This window comes from Alphaproteobacteria bacterium (genome assembly GCA_033762625.1).
Taxonomy (GTDB): Bacteria; Pseudomonadota; Alphaproteobacteria; order UBA9219; family RGZA01; genus RGZA01.
On record JANRLI010000005.1, the window covers coordinates 114,435 to 136,167 of the forward strand.

General features: G+C 48.9%; 22 protein-coding genes. 16 read left to right on the top strand and 6 right to left on the bottom strand.

The annotated features are described in order from the left end of the window. Positions 1-49 precede the first annotated feature (49 nt). The 5 genes from SFW65_02725 to SFW65_02745 are packed head-to-tail and all read left to right on the top strand — an operon-like array spanning position 50 to position 4,126. Complete coding sequence (locus tag SFW65_02725; protein ID MDX1922029.1) at positions 50-1,150, top strand: DegT/DnrJ/EryC1/StrS family aminotransferase; 1,101 nt, start codon at positions 50-52, stop codon at positions 1,148-1,150. A 2-nt stretch (positions 1,151-1,152) separates the two neighbouring features. Further along, positions 1,153-1,896, top strand: coding sequence for a class I SAM-dependent methyltransferase (locus SFW65_02730; protein ID MDX1922030.1), 744 nt, complete (start codon positions 1,153-1,155; stop codon positions 1,894-1,896). A 9-nt stretch (positions 1,897-1,905) separates the two neighbouring features. Further along, the gene (locus SFW65_02735; protein MDX1922031.1) at positions 1,906-2,445 is read left to right on the top strand and encodes a methyltransferase domain-containing protein; all 540 of its coding nucleotides are present in this window, start codon (positions 1,906-1,908) and stop codon (positions 2,443-2,445) included. Further along, positions 2,442-3,569, top strand: coding sequence for a hypothetical protein (locus tag SFW65_02740; protein MDX1922032.1), 1,128 nt, complete (start codon positions 2,442-2,444; stop codon positions 3,567-3,569). The genes SFW65_02735 and SFW65_02740 overlap by 4 nt, the downstream gene beginning before the upstream one ends. 11 nt (positions 3,570-3,580) lie before the next feature. Next, positions 3,581-4,126, top strand: coding sequence for a dTDP-4-dehydrorhamnose 3,5-epimerase family protein (locus SFW65_02745; protein MDX1922033.1), 546 nt, complete (start codon positions 3,581-3,583; stop codon positions 4,124-4,126). 3 nt (positions 4,127-4,129) lie between these two features. On the opposite strand, the gene SFW65_02750 is transcribed toward SFW65_02745, so the two are convergent. From SFW65_02750 to SFW65_02765, 4 genes are read right to left on the bottom strand one after another with little or no spacing between them, the layout of a single operon-like run. Beyond that, positions 4,130-4,756 carry a hypothetical protein gene (locus tag SFW65_02750; protein MDX1922034.1) on the bottom strand — a complete coding sequence of 209 codons (627 nt, stop codon included), beginning with the start codon at positions 4,754-4,756 and terminating at the stop codon, positions 4,130-4,132. Then, the gene (locus SFW65_02755; protein ID MDX1922035.1) at positions 4,719-5,987 is read right to left on the bottom strand and encodes an adenosylmethionine--8-amino-7-oxononanoate transaminase; all 1,269 of its coding nucleotides are present in this window, start codon (positions 5,985-5,987) and stop codon (positions 4,719-4,721) included. The genes SFW65_02750 and SFW65_02755 overlap by 38 nt, the downstream gene beginning before the upstream one ends. Further along, complete coding sequence (bioD, locus tag SFW65_02760; protein ID MDX1922036.1) at positions 5,984-6,604, bottom strand: dethiobiotin synthase; 621 nt, start codon at positions 6,602-6,604, stop codon at positions 5,984-5,986. The genes SFW65_02755 and bioD overlap by 4 nt, the downstream gene beginning before the upstream one ends. Further along, positions 6,601-7,689, bottom strand: a complete 1,089-nt coding sequence (locus tag SFW65_02765; GenBank protein ID MDX1922037.1) for an 8-amino-7-oxononanoate synthase — start codon at positions 7,687-7,689, stop codon at positions 6,601-6,603. Before SFW65_02765 ends, bioD begins: the two co-directional genes overlap by 4 nt. Positions 7,690-7,742: 53 nt before the next feature. Here SFW65_02765 and bioB point away from each other — a divergent pair, with 53 nt between their 5' ends. Continuing rightward, positions 7,743-8,717 carry a biotin synthase BioB gene (bioB, locus tag SFW65_02770; protein MDX1922038.1) on the top strand — a complete coding sequence of 325 codons (975 nt, stop codon included), beginning with the start codon at positions 7,743-7,745 and terminating at the stop codon, positions 8,715-8,717. Positions 8,718-8,774: 57 nt separating this feature from the next. Here bioB and SFW65_02775 read toward each other — a convergent pair whose 3' ends face one another. Both SFW65_02775 and SFW65_02780 read right to left on the bottom strand, forming a co-directional pair. Then, the gene (locus SFW65_02775; GenBank protein ID MDX1922039.1) at positions 8,775-9,272 is read right to left on the bottom strand and encodes a urate hydroxylase PuuD; all 498 of its coding nucleotides are present in this window, start codon (positions 9,270-9,272) and stop codon (positions 8,775-8,777) included. A gap of 190 nt (positions 9,273-9,462) precedes the next feature. Further along, entirely contained in the window at positions 9,463-10,173 is a 711-nt protein-coding gene (locus tag SFW65_02780; GenBank protein ID MDX1922040.1) for an FkbM family methyltransferase, read from the bottom strand. Positions 10,174-10,403: 230 nt separating this feature from the next. Here SFW65_02780 and SFW65_02785 point away from each other — a divergent pair, with 230 nt between their 5' ends. The 10 genes from SFW65_02785 (at position 10,404) to SFW65_02830 (ending at position 21,733) form a co-directional block, all read left to right on the top strand. Further along, positions 10,404-11,243, top strand: coding sequence for an aldolase (locus SFW65_02785; protein MDX1922041.1), 840 nt, complete (start codon positions 10,404-10,406; stop codon positions 11,241-11,243). Between the two features lie 9 nt (positions 11,244-11,252). Further along, the gene (locus SFW65_02790) at positions 11,253-11,996 is read left to right on the top strand and encodes an SDR family oxidoreductase (GenBank protein ID MDX1922042.1); all 744 of its coding nucleotides are present in this window, start codon (positions 11,253-11,255) and stop codon (positions 11,994-11,996) included. Between the two features lie 155 nt (positions 11,997-12,151). Further along, positions 12,152-13,252 (top strand): 3-dehydroquinate synthase family protein, encoded by a 1,101-nt coding sequence (locus tag SFW65_02795; protein ID MDX1922043.1) that lies wholly within the window; start codon positions 12,152-12,154, stop codon positions 13,250-13,252. An 18-nt stretch (positions 13,253-13,270) separates the two neighbouring features. After that, on the top strand, positions 13,271-15,043 hold the full coding sequence (locus SFW65_02800) for a thiamine pyrophosphate-binding protein (GenBank protein ID MDX1922044.1): 1,773 nt from the start codon (positions 13,271-13,273) through the stop codon (positions 15,041-15,043). Between the two features lie 131 nt (positions 15,044-15,174). Continuing rightward, a complete protein-coding gene (rfbF, locus tag SFW65_02805; protein ID MDX1922045.1) occupies positions 15,175-15,999 on the top strand; it encodes a glucose-1-phosphate cytidylyltransferase in 825 nt (274 codons plus the stop codon). Beyond that, a complete protein-coding gene (gene rfbG / locus SFW65_02810; protein MDX1922046.1) occupies positions 15,996-17,120 on the top strand; it encodes a CDP-glucose 4,6-dehydratase in 1,125 nt (374 codons plus the stop codon). Before rfbF ends, rfbG begins: the two co-directional genes overlap by 4 nt. A gap of 18 nt (positions 17,121-17,138) precedes the next feature. Continuing rightward, on the top strand, positions 17,139-18,509 hold the full coding sequence (gene rfbH, locus SFW65_02815) for a lipopolysaccharide biosynthesis protein RfbH (protein MDX1922047.1): 1,371 nt from the start codon (positions 17,139-17,141) through the stop codon (positions 18,507-18,509). After that, the gene (locus SFW65_02820) at positions 18,509-19,531 is read left to right on the top strand and encodes an NAD(P)-dependent oxidoreductase (protein MDX1922048.1); all 1,023 of its coding nucleotides are present in this window, start codon (positions 18,509-18,511) and stop codon (positions 19,529-19,531) included. The genes rfbH and SFW65_02820 overlap by 1 nt, the downstream gene beginning before the upstream one ends. Beyond that, complete coding sequence (locus SFW65_02825; protein ID MDX1922049.1) at positions 19,528-20,574, top strand: hypothetical protein; 1,047 nt, start codon at positions 19,528-19,530, stop codon at positions 20,572-20,574. Before SFW65_02820 ends, SFW65_02825 begins: the two co-directional genes overlap by 4 nt. A 157-nt stretch (positions 20,575-20,731) precedes the next feature. Continuing rightward, positions 20,732-21,733 (top strand): glycosyltransferase family 2 protein, encoded by a 1,002-nt coding sequence (locus SFW65_02830; GenBank protein ID MDX1922050.1) that lies wholly within the window; start codon positions 20,732-20,734, stop codon positions 21,731-21,733.

Below are 21,733 nucleotides of genomic sequence, written 5' to 3' on the forward strand. Positions count from 1 at the left end.
CGCACCTTTTATATACACCCACTAAAAGGCCTTTCACCTAGGTAAAATTGTGACTGATTTACGCATTTCACAAGTTGATTTAAGCATCGGCGCCGACGAAGCCGAGCTGGTGCAGCAATGCATTGATGCGCGCTGGCTATCGGAAGGACCGCATACCAAAGCTTTTGCCGAAAGTTTATTGGCGTTCACGGGTTCCAAATTTTTATCCTTTGCGCCGAATGCAACCTTGGGGCTGTATCTGGCATTTCTTGCTTTAGATGCGCCGCCAGGTAGTGAAGTTTTAATTCCGAGTTATACATTCTATGGCTCGGCAACGGCGGCTGTGTTCGCAGGGCTTAAACCCGTTTTTGTCGATTGCAACCCAAAGACATTCAACAGTGATGTAGAGCATTTCAAGGCTGCGCTAACACCCAATACGCGGATCATGATGCCGGTGCATATCTATGGGCAATGCGCGGATATGACCGCATTGATGGCCTTTGCCAAGGAACATAAATTACTGGTACTCGAAGATGCTGCGCAAGCCTTGGGTGCAAAGCATAAAGGCCAACAAGCAGGCACATTTGGCGATATTGGCGTGGTGTCATTCTATTCCGATAAAACCATCACAACCGGCGAAGGCGGCATGTTGATGACGCAGCGTGAGGATCTGCATGCGAAGATAAGCCTGCTGCGTAACCAAGGCCGCCCGAATGCCGGAACATTCATTCATCCATCCTTGGGAATGAATTTCAGAATTACGGATATTCAAGCCGCTATTGGCCGCGCACAATTAAAAAAATTCGATGCCATTTATGCGGCCAAGGTTCATAAATGGAATTTCTATGCCAACGCATTAAAGGGCGTGGGCGATCTGCGATTCATGGATGTGCATAAGGACAGCAATCTTATTGCCTTCCGTTTTCCGATTTTATCAAAGCACCGCGATGGCTTGATGAAAGCGATGCAGGATAAAGGTATTCAAACGCGCGGCTTTTTCTACCCCATGCATTTACAACCCAAATTGCGCAGCGAACCCGCCGCAACACTAGCGAACTGTGAAATGCTGTATGCGGAAGGCCAGTGCCTTCCCATCCATTTCCAGTTGCAAGACAGTGATTTGCAATTCATTTGCGGCACCATCAAAGATTATTTCAAGCAAAATAGCTGAACATGCGCCCTTTCGTGCAGTATTATGATGCCATATATAGCGACAAGGATTACCACGCGGATGCAGAAATTTTGCGCGGATTAGTGAAGCATGCGTCGCGCCCAAACATTCTGGAAATTGGCAGCGGTACGGGAAACCAATCATTACAATTATGCAAATGGGCAGATGTGACCGCGGTTGAAACCGATGCTGACTTTGCAGACGTGATGCAAAAAAAATGCGCCACGCAATCTGCGATTAAACTATTCCAAGGAGATATTGGAAAATTGGCCGCGCATGGTTTTGATGCCGCCGCGGCGTATTTCCATGTGGTGAATTACATACATGACGCGGATGCGCTTGCGCATTTATTCCGTGAAACCGCAAAACGCTTAAAATCCAATGCGCCGTTCCTGTTCGATATGTGGCATGCCGAATGTGTGTTGGCAGACCCTCCACGCGATACAACGCGTAGCAAAGACTTTGATAATTATCTGGGCAGTGGAATGGTTGTCCAAACCATTCTGCCGCAACTGGATGTTACAAGCCGTAAGGTAACATTAAATTACAAGATTGTACTTCAGGGTATCACGGGCGTAGCGCCATTTACAGAAACGATACGCTTGCATCTGTGGCAGCAGAATGAAATAGTTGGTGTGCTGCAACGTGCGGGATTTACAGACGTGACATTTTACGATGGTCGTTCGTATCCGCAGGCAGCAACTCCGCAAAGCTGGGCGCTGTGGGTTACCGCGCGCAAACAATAAGGGACTAACATGTTAAAACTCCACCTTGGCTGCGGTAAAAAGAAACTGCCCGGATACGTGAATATCGATATTCTGGAAAATTCGGCAGCAGATGTGCATGCGGATTTGCGTGATTTGCCCTATAAGCCCGAAAGCGTCGATATGATCTATTCCTGCGCGGCGATTGAACATTTCGGGCGCAATGAATGGATACCGCTGCTGCGCTATTGGGGAAGTTTGTTGAAACAAGGTGGCATGTTGCGCCTTTCCACCGCTGATTTCGATGCCTGTGTTGAGCAATATAAGCAGGATGAGAATCTACCCCAACTGCTTGGCCTTTTGATTGGCGGGCAGAAAGATGATTATGACTGGCACGGCATGATATTCAATTTTGATGTCTTGAAAGCCGGATTAGAGGAAGCAGGATTTAAGGATGTGCGCCGTTATGATTGGCGCGAAACCGACATCGGTAAGGCAGGCATTGATGATTACAGCCAGGCCTATTTGCCGCATATGGATAAAACCAATGGTCGCTTGATGATGTTAAATGTGGAAGCCACCAAAAAATGAAGCCGTACGTCACCATCTCCTTTGCCAATCGCAATGATAATTATGGCGGGTTTTTGGCTGAGCGCATCCAACTGTTCATTGATTACTACGCGCATTTCGTCAAACGCTGGCCCGACCTGTTTGAATTTGTGATTATTGATTACAACCCGCCTGCAGATAAACCCAAATTACGCGATGCATTCGATTGGAGCGTTTTGGGCCATGTGATGTATTGCGAAGTGCCACCGGAAGTACACTTGCAAATTCCGGGCGCCAGTGTGCGCAAGATACAGGATTACATCGCCCGAAACATTGGCCTGCGGTATGGCAGCGCACCCTTTGGCATGGTGCTTAATCAGGATATTTTTATCAGCAGTTCCATTTTGGAAGAAATTTCCAAAAAGCGTTTATCACCATTTCATTTTTATCGCGCCGATCGCTGCGATTTTAATTTAGATCCCTGCAAGGGAAAGCCCGCTGTTGAATTTGAAAAACTGGCAGCAGAAAATACATTCGAAGTGCATCGCCGCCATGCCAGCAATTATCATGATATAAGTGTAAAAGTTGCGCCGGAAATATTGGCCAAAAGCGGGTCCGTTCCCGAACCCGGCGATACGTTAGACCCCAATAATAATGTGATTTATTGCACCTCGACCCGCACCCGCAATATTGAAGATCGATTGCTGTTTGGCAAAAAAACTGCCGCTGCGAGTGATCATTGGCGCGAGCAATGTTATTTTCACCCTAACTATTATGTGGCGATGTGTTTGCATACCAACGCATCGGGTGATTTTGTGATTGCGCCGAAGGAAGCATGGGAAAAAATCCACGGTTTTCCGGAAGATCCGAATTTTTATATGCAGACCGATGCCTATGGCGTATTCCAGCTCTTTGCAGCGGGGTACGATCAGGCGATATTCATGCAACCGCACCGCATTTATCATGCCGACCATGACCGTTCGGGCAGGGCAGGGTTTGTGGAGCCTGAATACATTGACCATGAAAAGCATTTCAACGAAATATTGAAAGGCAAGGCATCGTTCTGTTTTAATGATGCGAATTGGGGATTAAGCCACTATGCGCTGCGGTTTAAAAACCACCCATGCCCAGAAACATTGCCAGCAAATTTCATTGTGGAAAAGTAGTGGAGAAATAAATGACGCATCCCGGTTCAACCTTGGAACACGGCAAGCTAAAGGTTGAAAAGACCAAGCTGGATGGCGTGTTGCTGATCCATCCGCCTACGCAGTTTTCGGATTTTCGCGGGCAATATGTGGAAACCTATAACCGCGAGCTTTACCACGCGGCGGGCATTACCGATGATTTTATTCAAGATGACGCATCGATTACCAAGAAACATGTGCTGCGCGGCATTCACGGCGATAATGTTACGGTGAAAATGATTTCATGCTTGGTGGGTGAAATTTATGTTGTGGTTGTTAATAATGACCCAGCATCGGCACAGTACCGCCAATGGCAAGGCTTCACGATTAATGAAACCAATAATTTGCAAATCTATATTCCGCCAAAATTCGGAAATTCATTTGTGGTGTTATCGGATGTAGCGCTATTCCATTACAAACAAACGACGACGTATAACCGCGCGGGGCAGTTCACGCTGATGTGGAACGACCCTGCATTGAACATTAAATGGCCGATTGAAAATCCGATATTATCGCAGCGCGATAGCGGAAAAAGTTAAATCTTAAATCGCTGCTTCCAGTTGTTCAAAGAAATGCACGAACAGTTCGTGTTCATGCGCGGCCAATTGCGGAATGGTCGCCTGTGCACTCGCATCCAAAGCGGTTACGCTATCAAACATCTCTGCAAGATGCAGGTTTTCTTCAGCGATTAGCCCTTTCAGGCTGAGCGTCTTTTGATGCTCATGCAATACGCTTTGATATAGTCCATACGCCCAATGCGCGCGCAGTTCAATCATCAGCGACACCCATAAATAACACGCATCGTTTTTTTGGGGCGCGGTAATGCTGTGCTCAATAAAACTATCCAGCTTGCCGAAATACATTTTGGCGGCAGCGGGGGCGAGGGTAGTTGTTGATGAATAATCATCGAGCGGTCGTTTCAAAAGCGCTTCGGCCTTATGGCTGAAAAAATAGGCGTGGCGTGCTTCTTCCGCCATGTGTTTTAGAACTTCGCTATTCGGACTTTTGGTAATGTGCGAGAGCATGATTTTACGGCTGCCAATATGCTCAAGCAGCGACAGCGTATTTAAAAAACGCCCATGCGTTTCATCGTTTTGAATAACGCGGGTAAGGAATGCGCGAAAACGCCCTTCAAGCGGCTGATTTAAGGCTTCCAGACCCGATAGCATCCAGGGCGTTGCCAATGACGCGTGTGATGCGGGCGAGGTGTTGCTCGCTAATGCAGTAGGGCGGGAGGACATAAACGGTATCTCCAAGTGGGCGAAGTAAAATATTGTTCGCTAAAAAATAAGTGTAAAGCTGCGACGCCACAGAAGATAGATAACCTTGCTCCTTATGGCAAATCTCGAATGCGATGATGGTGCCACATTGGCGCGGATTGCGGATTAACGGGTGGTTTTGCAATTGGTTAAGCTGCGCGGATTGCATGGCGCAAACATTCTTAATGATGCTGTCGGTATTATTTTCGCGCCATAGTTTGAGATTGGCCAGCGCCGCCGCGCAGGACAACGCATTGCCGGTATAGGATGATGAATGCCAGAAGGTTTTTGATTTATCTTTTTTATAAAATGCGTTGTAGATGGCATTGCTGCACAAGGTTGCGCCAAGCGGTAACAATCCGCCGGTAATTCCTTTTGATACGCACATGATATCAGGCGTTATGCCTGCCTGTTCGCACGCAAAACGCGTACCTGTGCGGCCAAAGCCCGTCATCACTTCATCGGCAATTAAAATGATGCCATGCGCTGCGCATAAATCGGAAAGCGTTTTCAGAATTTCTGGCGTATACATTTTCATGCCGCCAGCGCCGAGTACCAAAGGTTCAAGAATTAGCGCGGCAATGTCGCTTCCATTCGTTTTCAATAATGCCTTGAATGCATCAACCATGCTGTTAAACGGCAGACGTTCAACTTTGAATAAAAAGGGTGCGTAGATTTCATTGAACACAGAAGGCGCGCCCGCAGCCATCGCGCCGAAGGTATCGCCGTGATAACCATGTTCAAGCGCGACAATCGTCTGGCGCGGTTTACCGTTATGCGCATGAACGCCAATTGCCATTTTCAGAGCTGCTTCAACAGCTGTTGAGCCACTGTCGGACAGGAACACATAGTCAAAAGCGTTATTGGTGAATTCCAGTAATTCTTTTGCAAGTTCTTCAGCGGGTGCGTGGGTAAAGCCTGCAAAAATCACCTGATCGAGCTTGGCCGCCTGTTCTTGCACGGCGTTGACAATCGCGGGGTGGCAATGGCCGTGGGTGTTGACCCACCATGATGAAATGCCGTCGATAATCTCGCGGCCATCCTTGGTATATAGCGATGCGCCTGAAGCGCGATCAATGAACACTTCGCTATCTTGCAGCGCGTGCTGGGTAAACGGATGCCAGAGCGGAGAAGGGGTCATATAAAATCACTTTTATTGAAATTGCTGTTAAATAGTTCGGTCAGTGATGCCGCAGAAATTTCGTTAAGTACGGGAATATGGCCCAATAGTTTTGCCATAGAAAAATCGATGATGGTTTTGATGGTGTCCTTGTTTTCGGGCCCAAGAAAAATGATGCCGTGCAAGGGAATACCATGCACCTTTAGTGCCTGCACGGATAATAAAGTATGATTAATGGTTCCAAGTTCGGTTCGCGCGCACAGAATAACCGGGGCGTTCATTTGTTTGAACACGTCAATCATCAGCACGGTGCGCGTGACGGGAACCATCAATCCGCCTGCGCCTTCAATCAATAACGTGCGCGGTGTATGGGGCGGTTTTAGCTTGGCGATATCAATTACGCGGCCTTCGCTTTCCGCTGCAATATGCGGGGAAGCGGGCATTTCAAAGGAGTACACTTCATTATGAAAACGGTTGGCGGGAAGTTGGGTGAGTTTGCGCAGTGTGTTGGTGTCGGTTTCCGTGCCGCTTTGAACCGGTTTCCAATAATCGGCATCAAGCCCAAGCATTAGCATGGCAGAGGTCAGCGTTTTGCCAATGCCCGTTCCGGTTCCTGTGATAATAAATTTTTTGCTCATGCAATTTCCCACAAGGCTTTGCCAAGCGCGGTTACATCTTCCTTGCGCAAGCTGGCATTGAGCGTGATGCGAAGGCGCGATGAACCATTGGGCACGGTGGGCGGGCGAATGGCGCGAACATCAAACCCTTTGGCTTGCAAAGCCATGGCTGCGGCCAGCGCTTTTTGCTCCTCCCCCAAAATATAGGGGATGATAGGCGTGGGTGATGGCGGGGATGGAAAAACATTGCGCGCCAAATCACACAGCGCGAATAAATAGGCGCGTTGCTCATCAGCAGCGGCGCATAGTTGCAATGCTTTGCTAACCAATAGGGCTTGCAGCGGCATGGGCGCGGTTGAATAAATGAATGGCCGCGCTTTATTGATAAGGGTTTCTATGATTTCTGAAGATGCGCAAACAAGCGCCCCCGCAACGCCCAATCCCTTACCGCAGGTATGCAGCGTGATGAGGTTTGGCGAATGCAGCCCAAAGGTCAGCCCTTTGCCTTTTTCACCGAATACACCTGTGGCGTGCGCTTCATCCACTACCAACATCGCATTATATTTTTTACAAAGGTTGATGAGGTCAGCAAGTGGCGCAAAATCACCATCCATGCTGTAAATGCTTTCCACCACTATCCAGCAGGTCTTACCGGAATTATTTTTTAGATTTTCTTCAAATGCATTCACATCATTGTGCGGGATGCGGATATGTTTGGCGGGGTTGCTTTGAATGCCATCACGCAAACTGGCATGGATAAGCCCATCAAATAAAATTATATCATGCGATGCGGGCAGTGCAGTCATCAGCGCATGGTTTGCCGAAAAACCGCTACTGAAAAATAATGCCTGCTCACATCCAAAAAATTCTGCGGCTTCATGTTCCAATTGTTCATGCGCGGGATGATTGCCGCGCAGCAGGCGTGAACCGCCCGAACCGATATCTAGCCCGTTTTGCAGTGCTTCCATGGCGCAAGCGCGCAGCGCCGGATGCGTTTTAAACCCCAAATAGTCATTCGAAGTAAAATCTATGCCCATGGCTGGTGAAAGGGCGCGAAAACGGCCTTCTTCCTTCAGCCTAGACAGGGTTGCAGAGTAACGGTTCATGTCCTAATAATAGGGAAACATTTTAAAACCATCCAGAACCATTCAATAATCACATGCCAGATTGCACTATTTCGAATTCACCCACCCGTCATGACTGGACGGTTGCCGAAATTCAGGCTTTGCTTGAATTGCCGCTGTTTGAATTATTAGACCATGCGCGCGCGGTTCACCGTGCGCATCAGCCGAATGATGTGCAACTTGCAAGTCTGCTTTCGATTAAAACCGGCGGGTGCCCCGAAGATTGCGGCTATTGCCCGCAAAGTGCGCATCATGCCAAGGAAACCGGTGTTGCCAAAGAACGCCTGATGCAAGTTGATGCCGTATTGGAAAAAGCACGTGCGGCCAAGGCAGCTGGCGCGGCGCGGTTTTGCATGGGCGCGGCATGGCGCGAAGTTAAAGACGGCGCAGAATTCGATGCGGTATGCAAAATGGTCGAAGGCGTGCGCGAATTGGGTATGGAGGCCTGCGTGACCTTGGGCATGCTTAAGCAACATCAGGCTGAAAAACTGAAGGCAGCAGGTCTTACCGCATATAACCATAACCTTGATACATCGCCGGAATTTTACGGCAATGTGATAACGACACGTGATTACGATGACCGTTTGCAAACCTTATCGCATGTGCGTGATGCGGGCATTACGGTATGTTGCGGCGGTATTATCGGCATGGGTGAGACCACGCATGACCGCGCTAGCTTATTGCAGACCCTTTCAAACCTGACGCCGCATCCCGAAAGTGTGCCCATCAACGCATTGGTTGCTGTGAAAGGAACGCCGCTGGAAAAACAAAAGCCTGTTGATCCAATTGATTTGGTACGCATGGTGGCGGCTGCACGTATTACCATGCCAAAGGCGCGTGTGCGGCTATCGGCAGGGCGTTCAACTCTGAGCCGCGAAGCGCAGTTATTGTGTTTGCTCGCGGGTGCAAATTCATTCTTCTACGGCGAAAAACTACTGACCACGCCAAATAACGATACAATTGCTGATCTGGAATTGCTCAAAGTTGCTGGCCTTGCAGCGAGCGCATAAAACCAAGGCATAAAAAAAGGGCGGCTAGTGCCGCCCTTTCTATTGATACTGTGTAAGTTATCCAGCGATGTTTTGCGATACCATGCAATACAGCATTGGCAGGGACAAAACGAAGTTGGTACGTGAGGCTAGCATCGCGGTGCGGGCAGCCTTTGCTTTTGCTGCATCGTCAACGGTTACGATGCCCAATGCTTTTTGCTGGTTTGGCCAGATGATAAACCAGACGTTTGCAGCCATAATAAGTGCAAGCCACATGCCGATGCCGATGGTGCGGCTGCCTTCCAGGGTTAGCGCGCTGACGAGATAACCTTTGATATAGGCAACCAGCAAACCAGTTACAACGGTTGCAAGCGCAGACCAGCGGAACCAGAATAAGGCTTCTGGTGCAATGAATTTGCCAACCGCTGGTTTCAGTTCAGCAGGGATTTTCGGCATGGTGGGGATTTGCACAAAGTTGAAGTACCACAGCAAGCCAATCCACAAAATGCCGCATACGACATGCAGCCACACTGCGACATTGATGTGCAGCGTTACCATTTGTGCGGCGTCATTCATCAGGTTACTGTGCAATCCAAATAATGCTGCAAGGGCCAGCACGACGCTTAAGCCTAAAGCAGGGTAAAGTTTTTCAAGAATTTTTGTCATGGAAGGAAACCTTCTAAGGGAGGTGGTGGGTGGGGTATAAGAGTATGGGCAAGCCGGACTTCGCCGTCAATATGACTAAAAAGCGCATCACGTAATGGGCTTAAATAAGGCTTTCAAAATAACTTTTGCGTTCATTAAAATACGACATTAGCGCCGTGCGTGCATCTTTGGACAGCAGCGATGTGGGCACGAAAATATCTTCTTTCACAACGCGCAGGATTTTTTCATAACCAAGTTGCGCGAGCAGTTCCACAAGACCTTCCTGCACGGGCTCGTTTTCACATAATATAACGGGCTGCATGCGGCGCAGTGTTTCAACACCGCCGCGCACGACGTTCAATTCCCAACCCTGCACATCCATTTTGATAAAATTAATCTCGGATATCTTAATGCTATCCAGCGTTTTTAAATCGGCGGTGGTGGATGTCGCGCTGCGGTTTTCAAACGTGCCAAATGAACCTGCGCCGCTATTGTGCACATCGCCTGGCATGTAAAACGATTTTTGCGTAATGGTATCGGAAAGGCCGAAGGGATAGATAATCGCATTCCTGTCTGCCAGATTTTTACGCAGACATTCCACATTTTCCTTTCGCGGTTCAAAGCAGATGACTTTTTTGAATACAGTTGAAAGCGGTCGTGCCCATAACCCCACATGTGCGCCGATATCCAGTGCGCAATTCAGCGGTATATTGATGGCGCGGCAAACGCCCACCCCCATTTCCCGCTGCAAAATTTGGTAATCCCCATGTGCAAGAAACGACTGGAAATGCGTTTCATCATCAGGGAAATAATAGCCGTATTCCAATTTCATTGTGATTCTGGGCGTGTTTTGGCCGGGTTCGCTGCTTTATTAATCAATACCATGTTTCTTCGTTATCAGTAGCTTAACAGGGTTGAATGACGAGTATAGTGCATGTGCTGCAATCGCAATAACAGCCTTTTTGTTTTGACTGGAAAGCTCGGCTAGCCTATAAAAAACCACACTTTGCTTCTAGTGCATGAAGCGCATTTAACATTTATTTATTCTTTGTGAGGAAATCAATGAACAAGCTCGAACGCCAAATGCTCGACATTCTGAAACAGGGCCGTGATGAATACGGATATCTTGCTGTTAAAGCCGAGTTCGAAGCAGAAGGTACGCGCGTTGAAGAATTGCTTCGCCTGATTGAAATTGCTCGCAAAGCAAATGTTAAAATCGGTTTGAAAATTGGTGGCTGCGAAGCGATGCGCGATTTGCTGGAATCAAAACAGCTTGGCGTCGATTACATCATCGCGCCGATGGTTGAAAGCGTTTATGCCTTAAGCAAATTTATTGATTCAAAGAACAAGGTTTATTCGGCAGACGAACAAAAAGACACTGACTTCCTGTTCAATCTTGAAACCGAAACGGCTTATGGCCAATTGCAGGGCCTTGCTGATGAAGCACGCAAGCCCGGTGGTTCCAACGGTATTGTGTTTGGCCGCGTCGATTTCTCCCTCTCCAAGGGATTCTCGCGCGAGGACATCAACGAACAGAAAGTGACCGATTATATTCTTGAAACCGCAAAGGTTTGCAAAGCCAAGGGCCTTGATCTTGTCGTTGGGGGTGGCGTTTCCATGGATGCTATTTCCGCGCTGCGTCAGGTCAATAAAATCATCCTTACCCGTTTTGAAACCCGCAAGGTTATTTTTGACGGTAAGGCGATTGAACAAAAAGAAATCGACAGCGGATTGCTGAACGCGGTTCACTTCGAATTGCTATGGCTTCTTAACAAGCGCGAATATTACGGCGCTATTCAACGTGAAGATGCCAAACGCATCGACATGCTGGAAGCGCGCTGGAAGATTTTGCAGGCCGAAGCAGAAGCGCAAGGCAAGCCTGCTATCGCCCTTGCATCCTAAGCGTGTGCTGTGTCAAACAGCGCCACATCATCTGAATTGACCAAAGCCCCGCGGGTGCTGCTGTTTGGCGGCGCAGGGGCCATTGGCTCTTCGCTTCTTGAAAAATTTCTGGCCGAAGGCTGGCAGGTTATTGCAACCGGCCGACATGCGCCAACTGCGCCTGTTGCTGATGGCGTGACATGGCTGGAGCTTGACCCGTTTGCTGAAAATTTTGATGGCAGCGCGTTAGATAAGTATGGCCAATTTTCGGCAGTGTGCTGGGCCCAAGGCGCAAACATCAATGATAGCGCCTATGATGTGGATACGCAGCAGCACATGGAATTGTATCGCGCGAATTGTTTGTTTGTGGTGATTACCTTACAAAAATTGCTGAGCCGTAAACTGCTCTCGGATTCTTCACGTTTGTGCGTCATCAGTTCTATCTGGCAGAATATTGCCCGCCAGAACAAATATTCCTATTGCATCACCAAGGCGGCTTTGCAGGGGTTAGTGTTATCCGCTGCTGCTGATCTGGCAAGCGATGGCCATTTGATTAATGCGGTATTGCCGGGTGCACTTGATACACCGATGACCCAGCGGAATTTAAGCCCCGACCAGATCAAGCAACTGGAAACCGCAACCAAATTCAACCGCATGCCGAAGTTAAATGACGTATCGAACCTCGTGTTCCATTTATGCTCGCCCAATAACACCGGCATTACCGGCCAATTTATTGCATCGGATTTAGGATATAGCCATGTCCGCATTATCTGAGTCTATTTATAATTCAGACTGCGGCGTTAGCTTTTTGGCGTTTTTTCCGCTTCCGGTGCTCACGTACTTAAACGTACGCTGCGCTCCGGTTCTCAAAAACCACCAAAAATCCTTAGCCGCAGCAAAATTCTAAACAGACTCATCTGAGAACCACCATGCAGCAAAAATTCTCTATCTCATCATCAACAGGCAACTATGATGTTGAAGTTGCTTCCGGGCTTTACCAGCAATTCATGGCGCAGGGCCAGAATCTTATTGCCATCTGCGATGAACGCTTTGCCGCAGATTTTGAAAAGGCAGGCGTAAAGGCGATTGCATTGAGGTCGGAAGAAACCGTTAAAAGCCTTGATGCCATTCCCGCCATCATCACGCAGTTGCGCAAATTGGGCACCACGCGCGATACCTTATTACTGGCGGTAGGCGGCGGTATTGTTCAGGATGTTTCCGCGTTTTGCGCAGCGATTTATATGCGGGGTTTAGACTGGATCTATATGCCAACGACCTTGCTTGGCATGGCCGATAGCTGCATTGGCGGTAAATCATCCATCAATGTCGGTGAATATAAAAATATTGTTGGCACATTTAACCCGCCGCGCCGTGTATTAATTGATCCAGCTTTCACTGCAACATTAAACGCCGAACAAATCGCTGCTGGCATGATTGAGGCGGCAAAAATCTGTTATTGCCGCGGGCTGGATAGCTGGAATGCGTATATGGCAACCACACCATCCGCCACGATGGGTGAGGGCGGGTTTGCGCGCGTTATCGCAACATCCCTTGCTGCCAAGAAATGGTTCATCGAAACCGATGAGTTTGATAAGGGCGAACGGTTATTGCTTAATTTCGGCCACACCTTTGGCCATGCGTTGGAAGGTGCATCGCATTACCGCGTCAGCCACGGGATTGCAGTGGGCGTGGGGATGCTATGCGCGCTGGCGCTCGAAGAACGCATGGGTGCAAATTACGCATCGCAGCCGCATGTTGCGGTGATGCGCCAGCATGTTGAAGAATTGTTGGCGCTGGTAACGGATTTGCCTGCTGCATTGGAAGGCGTAACTGCGCCTGATCTTTTCGACCGTTTTTCATCCGATAAAAAGCATAAGGTTGATGGTTATCGCGTCGTCGTGGTTGCTGCAGATGGCCGCGCCCAATTAAAGACCTTGCCAAAAAATGATGAAAGCCGCACACATCTCACGGCCGCGATGGAACACGTTCTGACATCGCTTCGCAAAAAAACCAACCGCGCTGCTGCGTAACTTCCGATAGGACCCCATATGAAATACAGTGATTTATTGGCTGATTGGCTTGTTGAAGCTGGCTATACCACCTGCTTTTTTCTGGCGGGCGGAAACATCATGCACATTCTGGAATCATGCAGCCGCAAGATGAAGATGGTGCCGGTGGTGCATGAAGTGGCGGCGGGAATTGCGGTTGAGTATTTCAATGAATCCCAAAGAGGGGAAACCAAAAAAAGCGAACGCGCCTTTGCGCTGGTCACCGCTGGGCCAGGCCTTACCAATATTATCACCGCCATGGGCGGCGCATATCTTGAATCGCGCGAATTGCTGGTGATTGGTGGGCAGGTAAAAACGGCAGATTTGGCGCGCGGTAAACTGCGCCAGAACGGTATTCAGGAAATCGACGGCGTTGCGCTGGCAAAACCGGTTTGTGTGCTATCTACATTAATGGATGATGTTGTTGCGCAGGATAAATTTACCGACATGGCAAAAGCGGGTAGCAGCGGCCGCAAGGGGCCGGTGTTTATCGAATTACCGCTGGATATTCAGGCGCGTAATGTTGATGAAAAAACATTAAACAAACCAACCACGTCCAAAGCCACATCATTTAATCCGATTGCAAAGGGTGATCTGGAAAAACTGGCAGCGCGCATTAAAGATGCCAAACGTCCTGTATTATTACTGGGCGGCGGAATCGACCGCGATGTTGCGGCAAGCATCCATTTCGAAAAACTGGGAATTCCCGTGACCACCACATGGAATGGCGCTGACCGTGTGCCGGCGGATATGCCAAATTATTTTGGCCGTCCGAACACATGGGGCATGCGTTATTCGAATTTGGTAATGCAGCAAGCGGATGTGCTGGTTGCATTGGGCACACGCCTTGGCATGCAACAAACCGGATTTAACTGGCAGGAATTTGTGCCCGTTGGAAAAGTCATTCAGGTGGAATGCGATAAAGCCGAATTGGAAAAAGGGCATCCGGTGGTTGATTGGCCGATTTGCGGCGATGCGAATGAGGTTTTGAAATTTTTAAGCAGCGCAAACCTTGGCGAACATAAAGAATGGATTGACCATTGCCGTTTAATCAAAAAAGAACTCCCCATGGTGGAGGAAGGCAATACAACAGGTGAAGGATTTATCTCGCCATACCATTTTGTCAGCAAGCTTTCTGCCCTGTGCGAAAAAGGCGATGTGATTATTCCATGCAGCTCTGGCAGCGCTTTTACCAGCATGATGCAGGTATTTGAATTAAAGCAAGGCCAGCGAATGGTCACCAATAAGGGCCTCGCATCGATGGGGTATGGGCTTTCCGGCGCGATTGGCGCAGCCATGGCGGCAAATGGCCAACGCACGATTTTGGTGGAAGGTGATGGCGGCTTTTCGCAAAACATTCAGGAAATCGGCACGGCTGCTGCCAACAAGCTAAACCTCAAAATCTTTATCTATGATGATAATGGTTATGCATCTATTCGTATGACGCAGAGCAATTATTTTGGTGGCCGCTATGTGGGCTGTGATGGCGCAACGGGTTTGGGTTTGCCACACTGGGCAAAATTATTCTCGGCGTGGGATGTGCCAACAATGAATTTAAAACCCGGTTTTGAAAACGATGCCGCGTTCAAAAAAGCCTTTGCTGAAAAAGGTCCGGCTGCTTTTATCGTTCCGGTTGACCCCAAGCAGACCTATTTCCCCAAAATTACCAGCCGCGTTACTGAAAGCGGCGGCATGGTATCGAATCCCTTGCACCGGATGTCGCCAGACCTTCCTGAGGCGCAGTATGCCAGACTTGCCAAATACCTTGCTTAACGCTGGTTTTTAAGGGGCAAAAAGCGCTAAGCGGTGTTTGCCAGCCAGCCTAAATAATGCTATCAAAGCCCCACAAAAAAGATGGGTAACCGGACGAGCGAGGCAAGGCCATGGAAAGCAAACACAAGGGCATAAAAGCAGTGATTTTGGCGGGCGGCAAAGGTACGCGCCTTTCCGAAGAAACTGTGTCATTGCCAAAGCCACTGGTTGAAGTTGGCGGTCGCCCCATCCTTTGGCACATCATGAAAATTTATGCCGCGCATGGCATTCGTGATTTCGTGATTTGCCTTGGCTATAAAGGGTTCAAGATTAAAGAATATTTTTTGAATTATGGCTTGCACAATGTGGACATCAGCGTCGATACGCGTGGTGGCGGCGTGCAGCTTCATCAAGAATCCCAAGAAGACTGGCATATCACACTTGCTGAAACCGGCGAAGAAACCCAAACCGGTGGCCGTGTGCGCCGTGTACGTCGTTATCTGGATGATACTCAGCCCTTCTGTTTGACCTATGGTGATGGTGTGGGCGATGTGGATATTTCCAAGAGCATTGAGTTTCATAAGCAACATGGCAAGCTCGCAACAGTTACCGCTGTGCAACCGCTGGCGCGTTTTGGTTCGCTCGACATTCAGCCCAATGGTTCGGTCAAACAATTCGTTGAAAAACCTGTTACCGAAAGCGGCCTTATTAATGGCGGGTTCTTTGTATTAAACCCCAAGGTGATTGATTATATCTCCGGCGATGACATGCCGTGGGAACGTGACCCGCTCGAAAACATTGCAAAAGATGGGCAGTTGATGGCGTTTGAACATCACGGATTCTGGCAGCCCATGGATACACTGCGCGACCGCAATCATCTGGATGCGATGTGGGAAAAAAATAAAGCGCCATGGAAAATCTGGAGCGATGAAAAGCCAAAAGAAATCGCCAATGGTGGCAAGAGGCGTTTTGCATGAGCGGTGTAAATCCACACAAGGATTTTTGGCGCGGCAAGCGCGTATTCCTGACAGGGCATACGGGGTTTAAGGGTGGCTGGCTTGCGCTGTGGCTAAAGCAATTGGGCGCAGTGGTGCATGGGTTTTCGCTGCAACCACCTACCGTTCCAAATCTCTTTACGCTTGCCAATGTGGAAGGCGCGGTTAGTCATCAGATCGGCGATATCCGTGATGGCGAAACATTAAAAAGCGCAGTAAAGAATTTTAAGCCGGATATCGTGTTGCATTTGGCAGCGCAGCCGATTTTGCGTTTATCTTATGACGAACCCGTTGAAACCTATGCAACCAACGTCATGGGTACTGTGCACATGCTGGAAGCGGTGCGCGCGGCGCCATCGGTGCAGGTGACGCTCGTTATCACGACCGATAAATGCTATGAAAACCGCGAGCAAATCTGGCCCTATCGTGAAGGCGATGCGATGGGCGGCCATGACCCCTATAGCAGCAGCAAAGGATGCGCAGAACTTGTGGTCTCATCCTATGGCCATTCCTATTTCAACAAAGGTGAGCAGGTCATTGCATCTGCCCGCGCCGGCAATGTGATTGGCGGTGGCGATTGGGCACGCGATCGATTGATGACGGATATCATTGCCGCTGTTGCGCGCGGCCAAAAACCAGTCATTCGTAACCCCGGTGCAATCCGCCCATGGCAACATGTGCTGGAGCCGCTTTCGGGTTATTTACGCGCTGTAGAAGTGTTGTGGGAGCGTCGCCCGAAAAACGGAGCTGAAGCATGGAATTTTGGGCCGGAATCTGAAAGCGAAGTTTGCGTTGGCGATGTGGCCAATACGGTTTGTGAATTATGGGGCTTTAAGGCCGGACTTGAAATCACCCCGGATGCCCGCCGTTTGCATGAAGCAACCCTGCTGCGTCTCGATAGCAGCAAGGCCCGGGTTGAACTAGGCTGGAAGCCACGCCTTACCTTGCATGATGCATTAGCCATGACCGTTGAATGGTATAAGGCGCAGCAGGCAAGCGCGAATATGAACACGGTTACCCTTGCCCAAATTCAGGCCTATCACGACAAGATTTCAACTAATGCTGCTGGGCAAGCCCGCCCATTGGCAACCGCTTCTGTTTAAACACTTTAGGAAAAATAAATGAGTACTGCTGCTGCTAAAAAACATGTCTCCCCGCAATTCTCGAATGAAACCAGCGAAGCTGAAGCCCTGCGTACGCAGATTTTGGAGCTAACCAAGAGATATGCAGAACTTGCGCATGCGCCAAAACCATTTACTGCTGGTAAATCACCCGTGCCTGTTTCGGGCCGCGTATATGGCGCCAATGAAATGACCACGCTGGTGGATAGCGCATTGGAATTCTGGCTCACCACGGGTCGTTACAACGACATGTTCGAAGAACGCTTTGGAAAAATTCTGGGCGTGAATGCAGTTTTAACCTGCAATTCCGGTTCTTCAGCTAACCTTTTGGCTGCAACCGCGCTCACCTCTCATTTGCTTGGCGCGAAGGCATTAAAGCCAGGCGATGAAGTGATTACCTGCTCAACCGGTTTTCCAACCACCATCAATCCGCTCATCCAAAACGGATTAGTGCCGGTATTTATTGATGTCGATATTCCAACCTACAACATTCGCGCCGAACAGATTGAAGCCGCAATAACACCAAAGACCCGCGCCATTATGGTTGCGCATGCCTTGGGTAATCCGTTTGATTTGGATACCGTGATGGCGGTAGCCAAGAAACATAATTTATATGTTGTCGAAGATAGCTGCGATGCGTTGGGCGCGACCTATAATGGCAAGATGGTTGGCACGTTTGGCGATATTGGTACGGTAAGCTTTTATCCTGCACATCATATCACCATGGGTGAGGGCGGTGCGGTTTATACCAACAGCGCAGTGATGAAGCGCATTCTGGAATCGGTGCGTGACTGGGGCCGTGATTGCTGGTGCAAGCCGGGCATGGACAATACCTGCAAGAAGCGCTTCGGCTGGCAGTTGGGTGATTTGCCATTTGGCTATGACCACAAATATACCTATTCACATATTGGTTATAATTTAAAGATTACCGATATGCAGGCAGCCGTTGGTTATGCCCAGCTTGACCGTCTGGATGATTTTGTTGCCAAGCGCCGCGCGAACTTCACCTATCTGAAAGCAGGGTTGAAGCAATTTGAAGATGTGCTGATTTTGCCGGAGGCAACGCCGAAATCCGATCCGTCATGGTTTGGCTTCCCGCTATCGATGCGGGATGGCGCGAAGTTCAAGCGCGATGAATTGCTGGTTTATTTGAATGAAAAGAAAATTGGCACGCGGTTGCTGTTCGGCGGAAATTTATTACGCCAGCCTTACATGAAAGACCGCCCATACCGTGTTCATGGCGAAACGCCAAATAGCGATAAGGTGATGCGCGATACCTTCTGGCTGGGCGTTTACCCCGGTATCGGGAATGCCGAAAACGATTATATCGTGGATATGATCGGCGCATTTATCAAAAACGGCGGTAAGTAATGTCCAGCGTTGCGGGAAGACTGGAATTCCCGACAGCGCTGGCTGAAGTATTACGGGCAAGCCCATGTGATATCGTCATTACTGGTGGCGGCGGGTGGATAGGGCAGGCAGCGCTTGAAATGTTGGAAAGCGCGCTGGGCGATGATGTATTGAAACGAGTTTCGGTGTTTGGTTCATCTGCGCGTGATTTAACGCTGCGTTCCGGTCGTACTATTCCTTGTTTAGCGCTGGAGCATATTCGTGTGCTGGAAGCAGGTCCAAAGCTGTTTTTCCATTGCGCATTCTTGACCAAAGACCGTTTGCTGGGTCAAAGCGTTGATGCATTCATCGCCGGCAACACGGTGATTAGTGATTGCGTTGCAGCAGCCATTGAACGCAGCGATGCGCGTGGCATCTTTATGCCATCATCCGGCGCTGTGTATAAGCGCGACCGCTCTGTTCCGCCAAGTGGCGGAACAACCGCGACTACGCGAGAGCTTGATGACGATATGCAGGCTAATCCCTATGGGGTGATGAAGCATCAGGATGAAGAGCGGTTTTTGCAAATTGCCAAGCAAAAAAACATACCGGCATGTATTCCGCGCCTGTTTAATTTATCTGGCCCGTTCATCAATAAAATCGAACTCTATGCACTGGCATCGATGATTGCATCGTGCATGGGCGGAAAGGAAATTACCATCCACGCGCCACACCGTGTTTTTCGTTCATATATTCATGTGGCTGATTTGGTGGCGCTGGGGTTTGCCATGCTGCTCAACTCCAAAAAAGACGATGTGCCTGTGTTTGATACAGCCGGCGAAGAAGTAGTGGAACTGACCGCGCTTGCCGAAAAAATCCGCGAGGTAATGGGCAAGCCCCAAACGCCAATTTGCCGCCCTCATATCATCACCGATAAAGATGATGTGTATGTAGGGAATAGCAAGCCGTTTAACCAGATGATGGACCATCACGGATTGACATTACGCAGCATTGATGTGCAAATTCGGGACACCGCCGCCTATCTTGCTAGCTTAATCAAATGACACCCCAGCTTCCTGACGAACACCAGATTTATCCAGCGGCTTCGAATCCTTTTTATATCGTTGCGCCGCCTTATGTGCGCATATCGGCGGGTGTTCGCGTGCTGCATTTGCTGTGTCACAGTTTGAATAAGTTGGGTCATACGGCATATTTGCTCATGTACCCTGCGATGCCGTGGCGCGAGCACCAAATCTGCCCAGATTTGATGACGCCTGTTTTGAATCACGATATCGTCAAAAGTCATTTTGACCGCGGCCTTACCCCTATCATGGTCTATCCGGAAACGGTAACTGGAAATCCATTTAACAGCCCATGCGTTGTGCGGTATGTACTCAATTTCCCGGGATTGCTGGGCGGTGATAAAATATATGCCGAAAATGAATTATGTTTCAGCTATGGCGAAGTGCTGGCATCGCATACACGCAACCCTACGAATATTTTATTTTTACCAGCGATTGACACGCGTACTTATCACCCGCCTGCGGCGGGACAAAAACGCAGCGGCACCTGCTTTTATGCGGATAAATATCAGGTAGCGCATCAAGGCAAGCTATTTGACATTACCAAGGACAGCATCGAAATCACACGAAATAAGCCTGATAGCCAAACACCACAGCAAATCGCCGAACTATTCCGCAAAAGCGAATTATTTTACGTGTATGAAAACACCGCGCTGGCAATTGAAGCGGTGTTGTGCGGTTGCCCGGTTGTGTTTTTACCCAATGAACATCTTAGTGATATGATCGCTGTCAAGGAAATCGGCAAGGATGGGTATGCGTGGGGCGCTGATCCTGCTGAAGTTGCCAGAGCAAAGGCAACGGTTGAGCAAGGTGCGCAGAATTATTTAAACAGTTATAAAACCTATTGGGAAGATCTGGATAAATTCATCCAGCAGTCTAAAGCGCATGTTGCAGGCAAGCCTTATACTACCATGATCACCCTGCCAAATACCTTTGATGTGATACGACAGTCTTATTATGACCGTGGTCCAGCCCGTTTCTTCCAATTGGTATTACGCCGCCTGCGAGAACTTTTAAAAATATAATGGTTTCAGTGACGGTGAAACGATGCTTATCCACAAGCTAATTAATAAAATAAAGCCTAAATCAACCCCAAACCCTCATCGCTAATAAGGATTGCACTTACCGCCATATCCTTTAAAAAGAGGGGCTATTCCTCATTTAAATGGCTTAGATTTCTGTATGACACGCATCTCCGTCTGCACGCCCTGTTTCAATGAACGCGAAAGCATCCGCCGCTGCTATGAGACAGTGCGCAAGGTTTTCGAAGAAACCATGCCGGATGTCGAGCGCGAACATATTTTTGCGGATAATGGTTCAACCGATGGCACCGTAGAAATTCTGCGCGAAATTGCCGCCAATGATCCATGCGTCAAAGTCATTCTGAATATGCGCAATTTCGGAATCATTCGCAGTTCCATGAACGGTATTCTTAGCTCGTCAGGCGATGCCGTATTCATGTTCATGCCAGCCGATTTGCAGGACCCGCCAGAACTGATGCCGCAATTTGTGAAATTGTGGCGTGAAGGGTATGAAGTCGTATATGGCACCCGCGAAATTCGTGAAGAGCACCCGCTTATGCGTAGCGTTCGCGAGATGTATTACAAAGTTTTGCGTGCATTTTCCAGTGTCCAGCTGCCAATGAATATCAGTGATTACCAATTGCTGGATAAGCGTGTGATTGATGCGATGCGCCAGTTTGATGATGCGTATCCGTTCGTGCGTGCCATGCCGTTTCAATGCACATCGCGTACTATTGCTGTGCCCTATACATGGCGCGCCCGCGCAGCCGGTGTTTCGAAAAACCGCCTTTTTAATCTGATTGATCAAGGGCTAAACGGTTTTATTGCAACAACCCATGTTCCTATTCGCTTGGCGTTACTGGCAGGCTTTCTAATTTCCGCATGCAGCATTTTGTATGCGGTAGTGAATGTGGTTGGCAGTTTGTTTGCGCCAGAACCGATGGTGGGCGCGGGTATTCGTACGTTGATTGCAGGTATGTTTTTGTTCAATGGTATAATTTTATTCTTCTTGGGTGTTTTGGGCGAATATGTACTTTCCATTCACCAGCAAGTGCGCCGCCCGCCGCGCGTCGTTGAACGGGAGCGGATCAATTTCGATACCCCGCCGCGCACCCAGCAAAGTAGTGAAGAAACCGAACAGAAACAACGGCGCGCCAGCTAA

What these genes read in the sequence shown, in the direction of transcription:
- SFW65_02795 (MDX1922043.1), top strand. Translation starts at nt 12,152, where the DNA reads ATGCAGCAAAAATTCTCTATCTCATCATCAACAGGCAACTATGATGTT.
- bioB (MDX1922038.1), top strand. Translation starts at nt 7,743, where the DNA reads ATGCCAGATTGCACTATTTCGAATTCACCCACCCGTCATGACTGGACG.
- SFW65_02820 (MDX1922048.1), top strand. Translation starts at nt 18,509, where the DNA reads ATGTCCAGCGTTGCGGGAAGACTGGAATTCCCGACAGCGCTGGCTGAA.
- SFW65_02800 (MDX1922044.1), top strand. Translation starts at nt 13,271, where the DNA reads ATGAAATACAGTGATTTATTGGCTGATTGGCTTGTTGAAGCTGGCTAT.
- rfbG (MDX1922046.1), top strand. Translation starts at nt 15,996, where the DNA reads ATGAGCGGTGTAAATCCACACAAGGATTTTTGGCGCGGCAAGCGCGTA.
- SFW65_02765 (MDX1922037.1), bottom strand. Translation starts at nt 7,689, where the DNA reads ATGAACCGTTACTCTGCAACCCTGTCTAGGCTGAAGGAAGAAGGCCGT.
- SFW65_02785 (MDX1922041.1), top strand. Translation starts at nt 10,404, where the DNA reads ATGAACAAGCTCGAACGCCAAATGCTCGACATTCTGAAACAGGGCCGT.
- SFW65_02830 (MDX1922050.1), top strand. Translation starts at nt 20,732, where the DNA reads ATGACACGCATCTCCGTCTGCACGCCCTGTTTCAATGAACGCGAAAGC.
- SFW65_02825 (MDX1922049.1), top strand. Translation starts at nt 19,528, where the DNA reads ATGACACCCCAGCTTCCTGACGAACACCAGATTTATCCAGCGGCTTCG.
- SFW65_02745 (MDX1922033.1), top strand. Translation starts at nt 3,581, where the DNA reads ATGACGCATCCCGGTTCAACCTTGGAACACGGCAAGCTAAAGGTTGAA.
- rfbH (MDX1922047.1), top strand. Translation starts at nt 17,139, where the DNA reads ATGAGTACTGCTGCTGCTAAAAAACATGTCTCCCCGCAATTCTCGAAT.
- SFW65_02740 (MDX1922032.1), top strand. Translation starts at nt 2,442, where the DNA reads ATGAAGCCGTACGTCACCATCTCCTTTGCCAATCGCAATGATAATTAT.
- bioD (MDX1922036.1), bottom strand. Translation starts at nt 6,604, where the DNA reads ATGAGCAAAAAATTTATTATCACAGGAACCGGAACGGGCATTGGCAAA.
- SFW65_02775 (MDX1922039.1), bottom strand. Translation starts at nt 9,272, where the DNA reads ATGAATGACGCCGCACAAATGGTAACGCTGCACATCAATGTCGCAGTG.
- SFW65_02755 (MDX1922035.1), bottom strand. Translation starts at nt 5,987, where the DNA reads ATGACCCCTTCTCCGCTCTGGCATCCGTTTACCCAGCACGCGCTGCAA.
- SFW65_02750 (MDX1922034.1), bottom strand. Translation starts at nt 4,756, where the DNA reads ATGCTATCGGGTCTGGAAGCCTTAAATCAGCCGCTTGAAGGGCGTTTT.
- SFW65_02780 (MDX1922040.1), bottom strand. Translation starts at nt 10,173, where the DNA reads ATGAAATTGGAATACGGCTATTATTTCCCTGATGATGAAACGCATTTC.
- SFW65_02735 (MDX1922031.1), top strand. Translation starts at nt 1,906, where the DNA reads ATGTTAAAACTCCACCTTGGCTGCGGTAAAAAGAAACTGCCCGGATAC.
- SFW65_02730 (MDX1922030.1), top strand. Translation starts at nt 1,153, where the DNA reads ATGCGCCCTTTCGTGCAGTATTATGATGCCATATATAGCGACAAGGAT.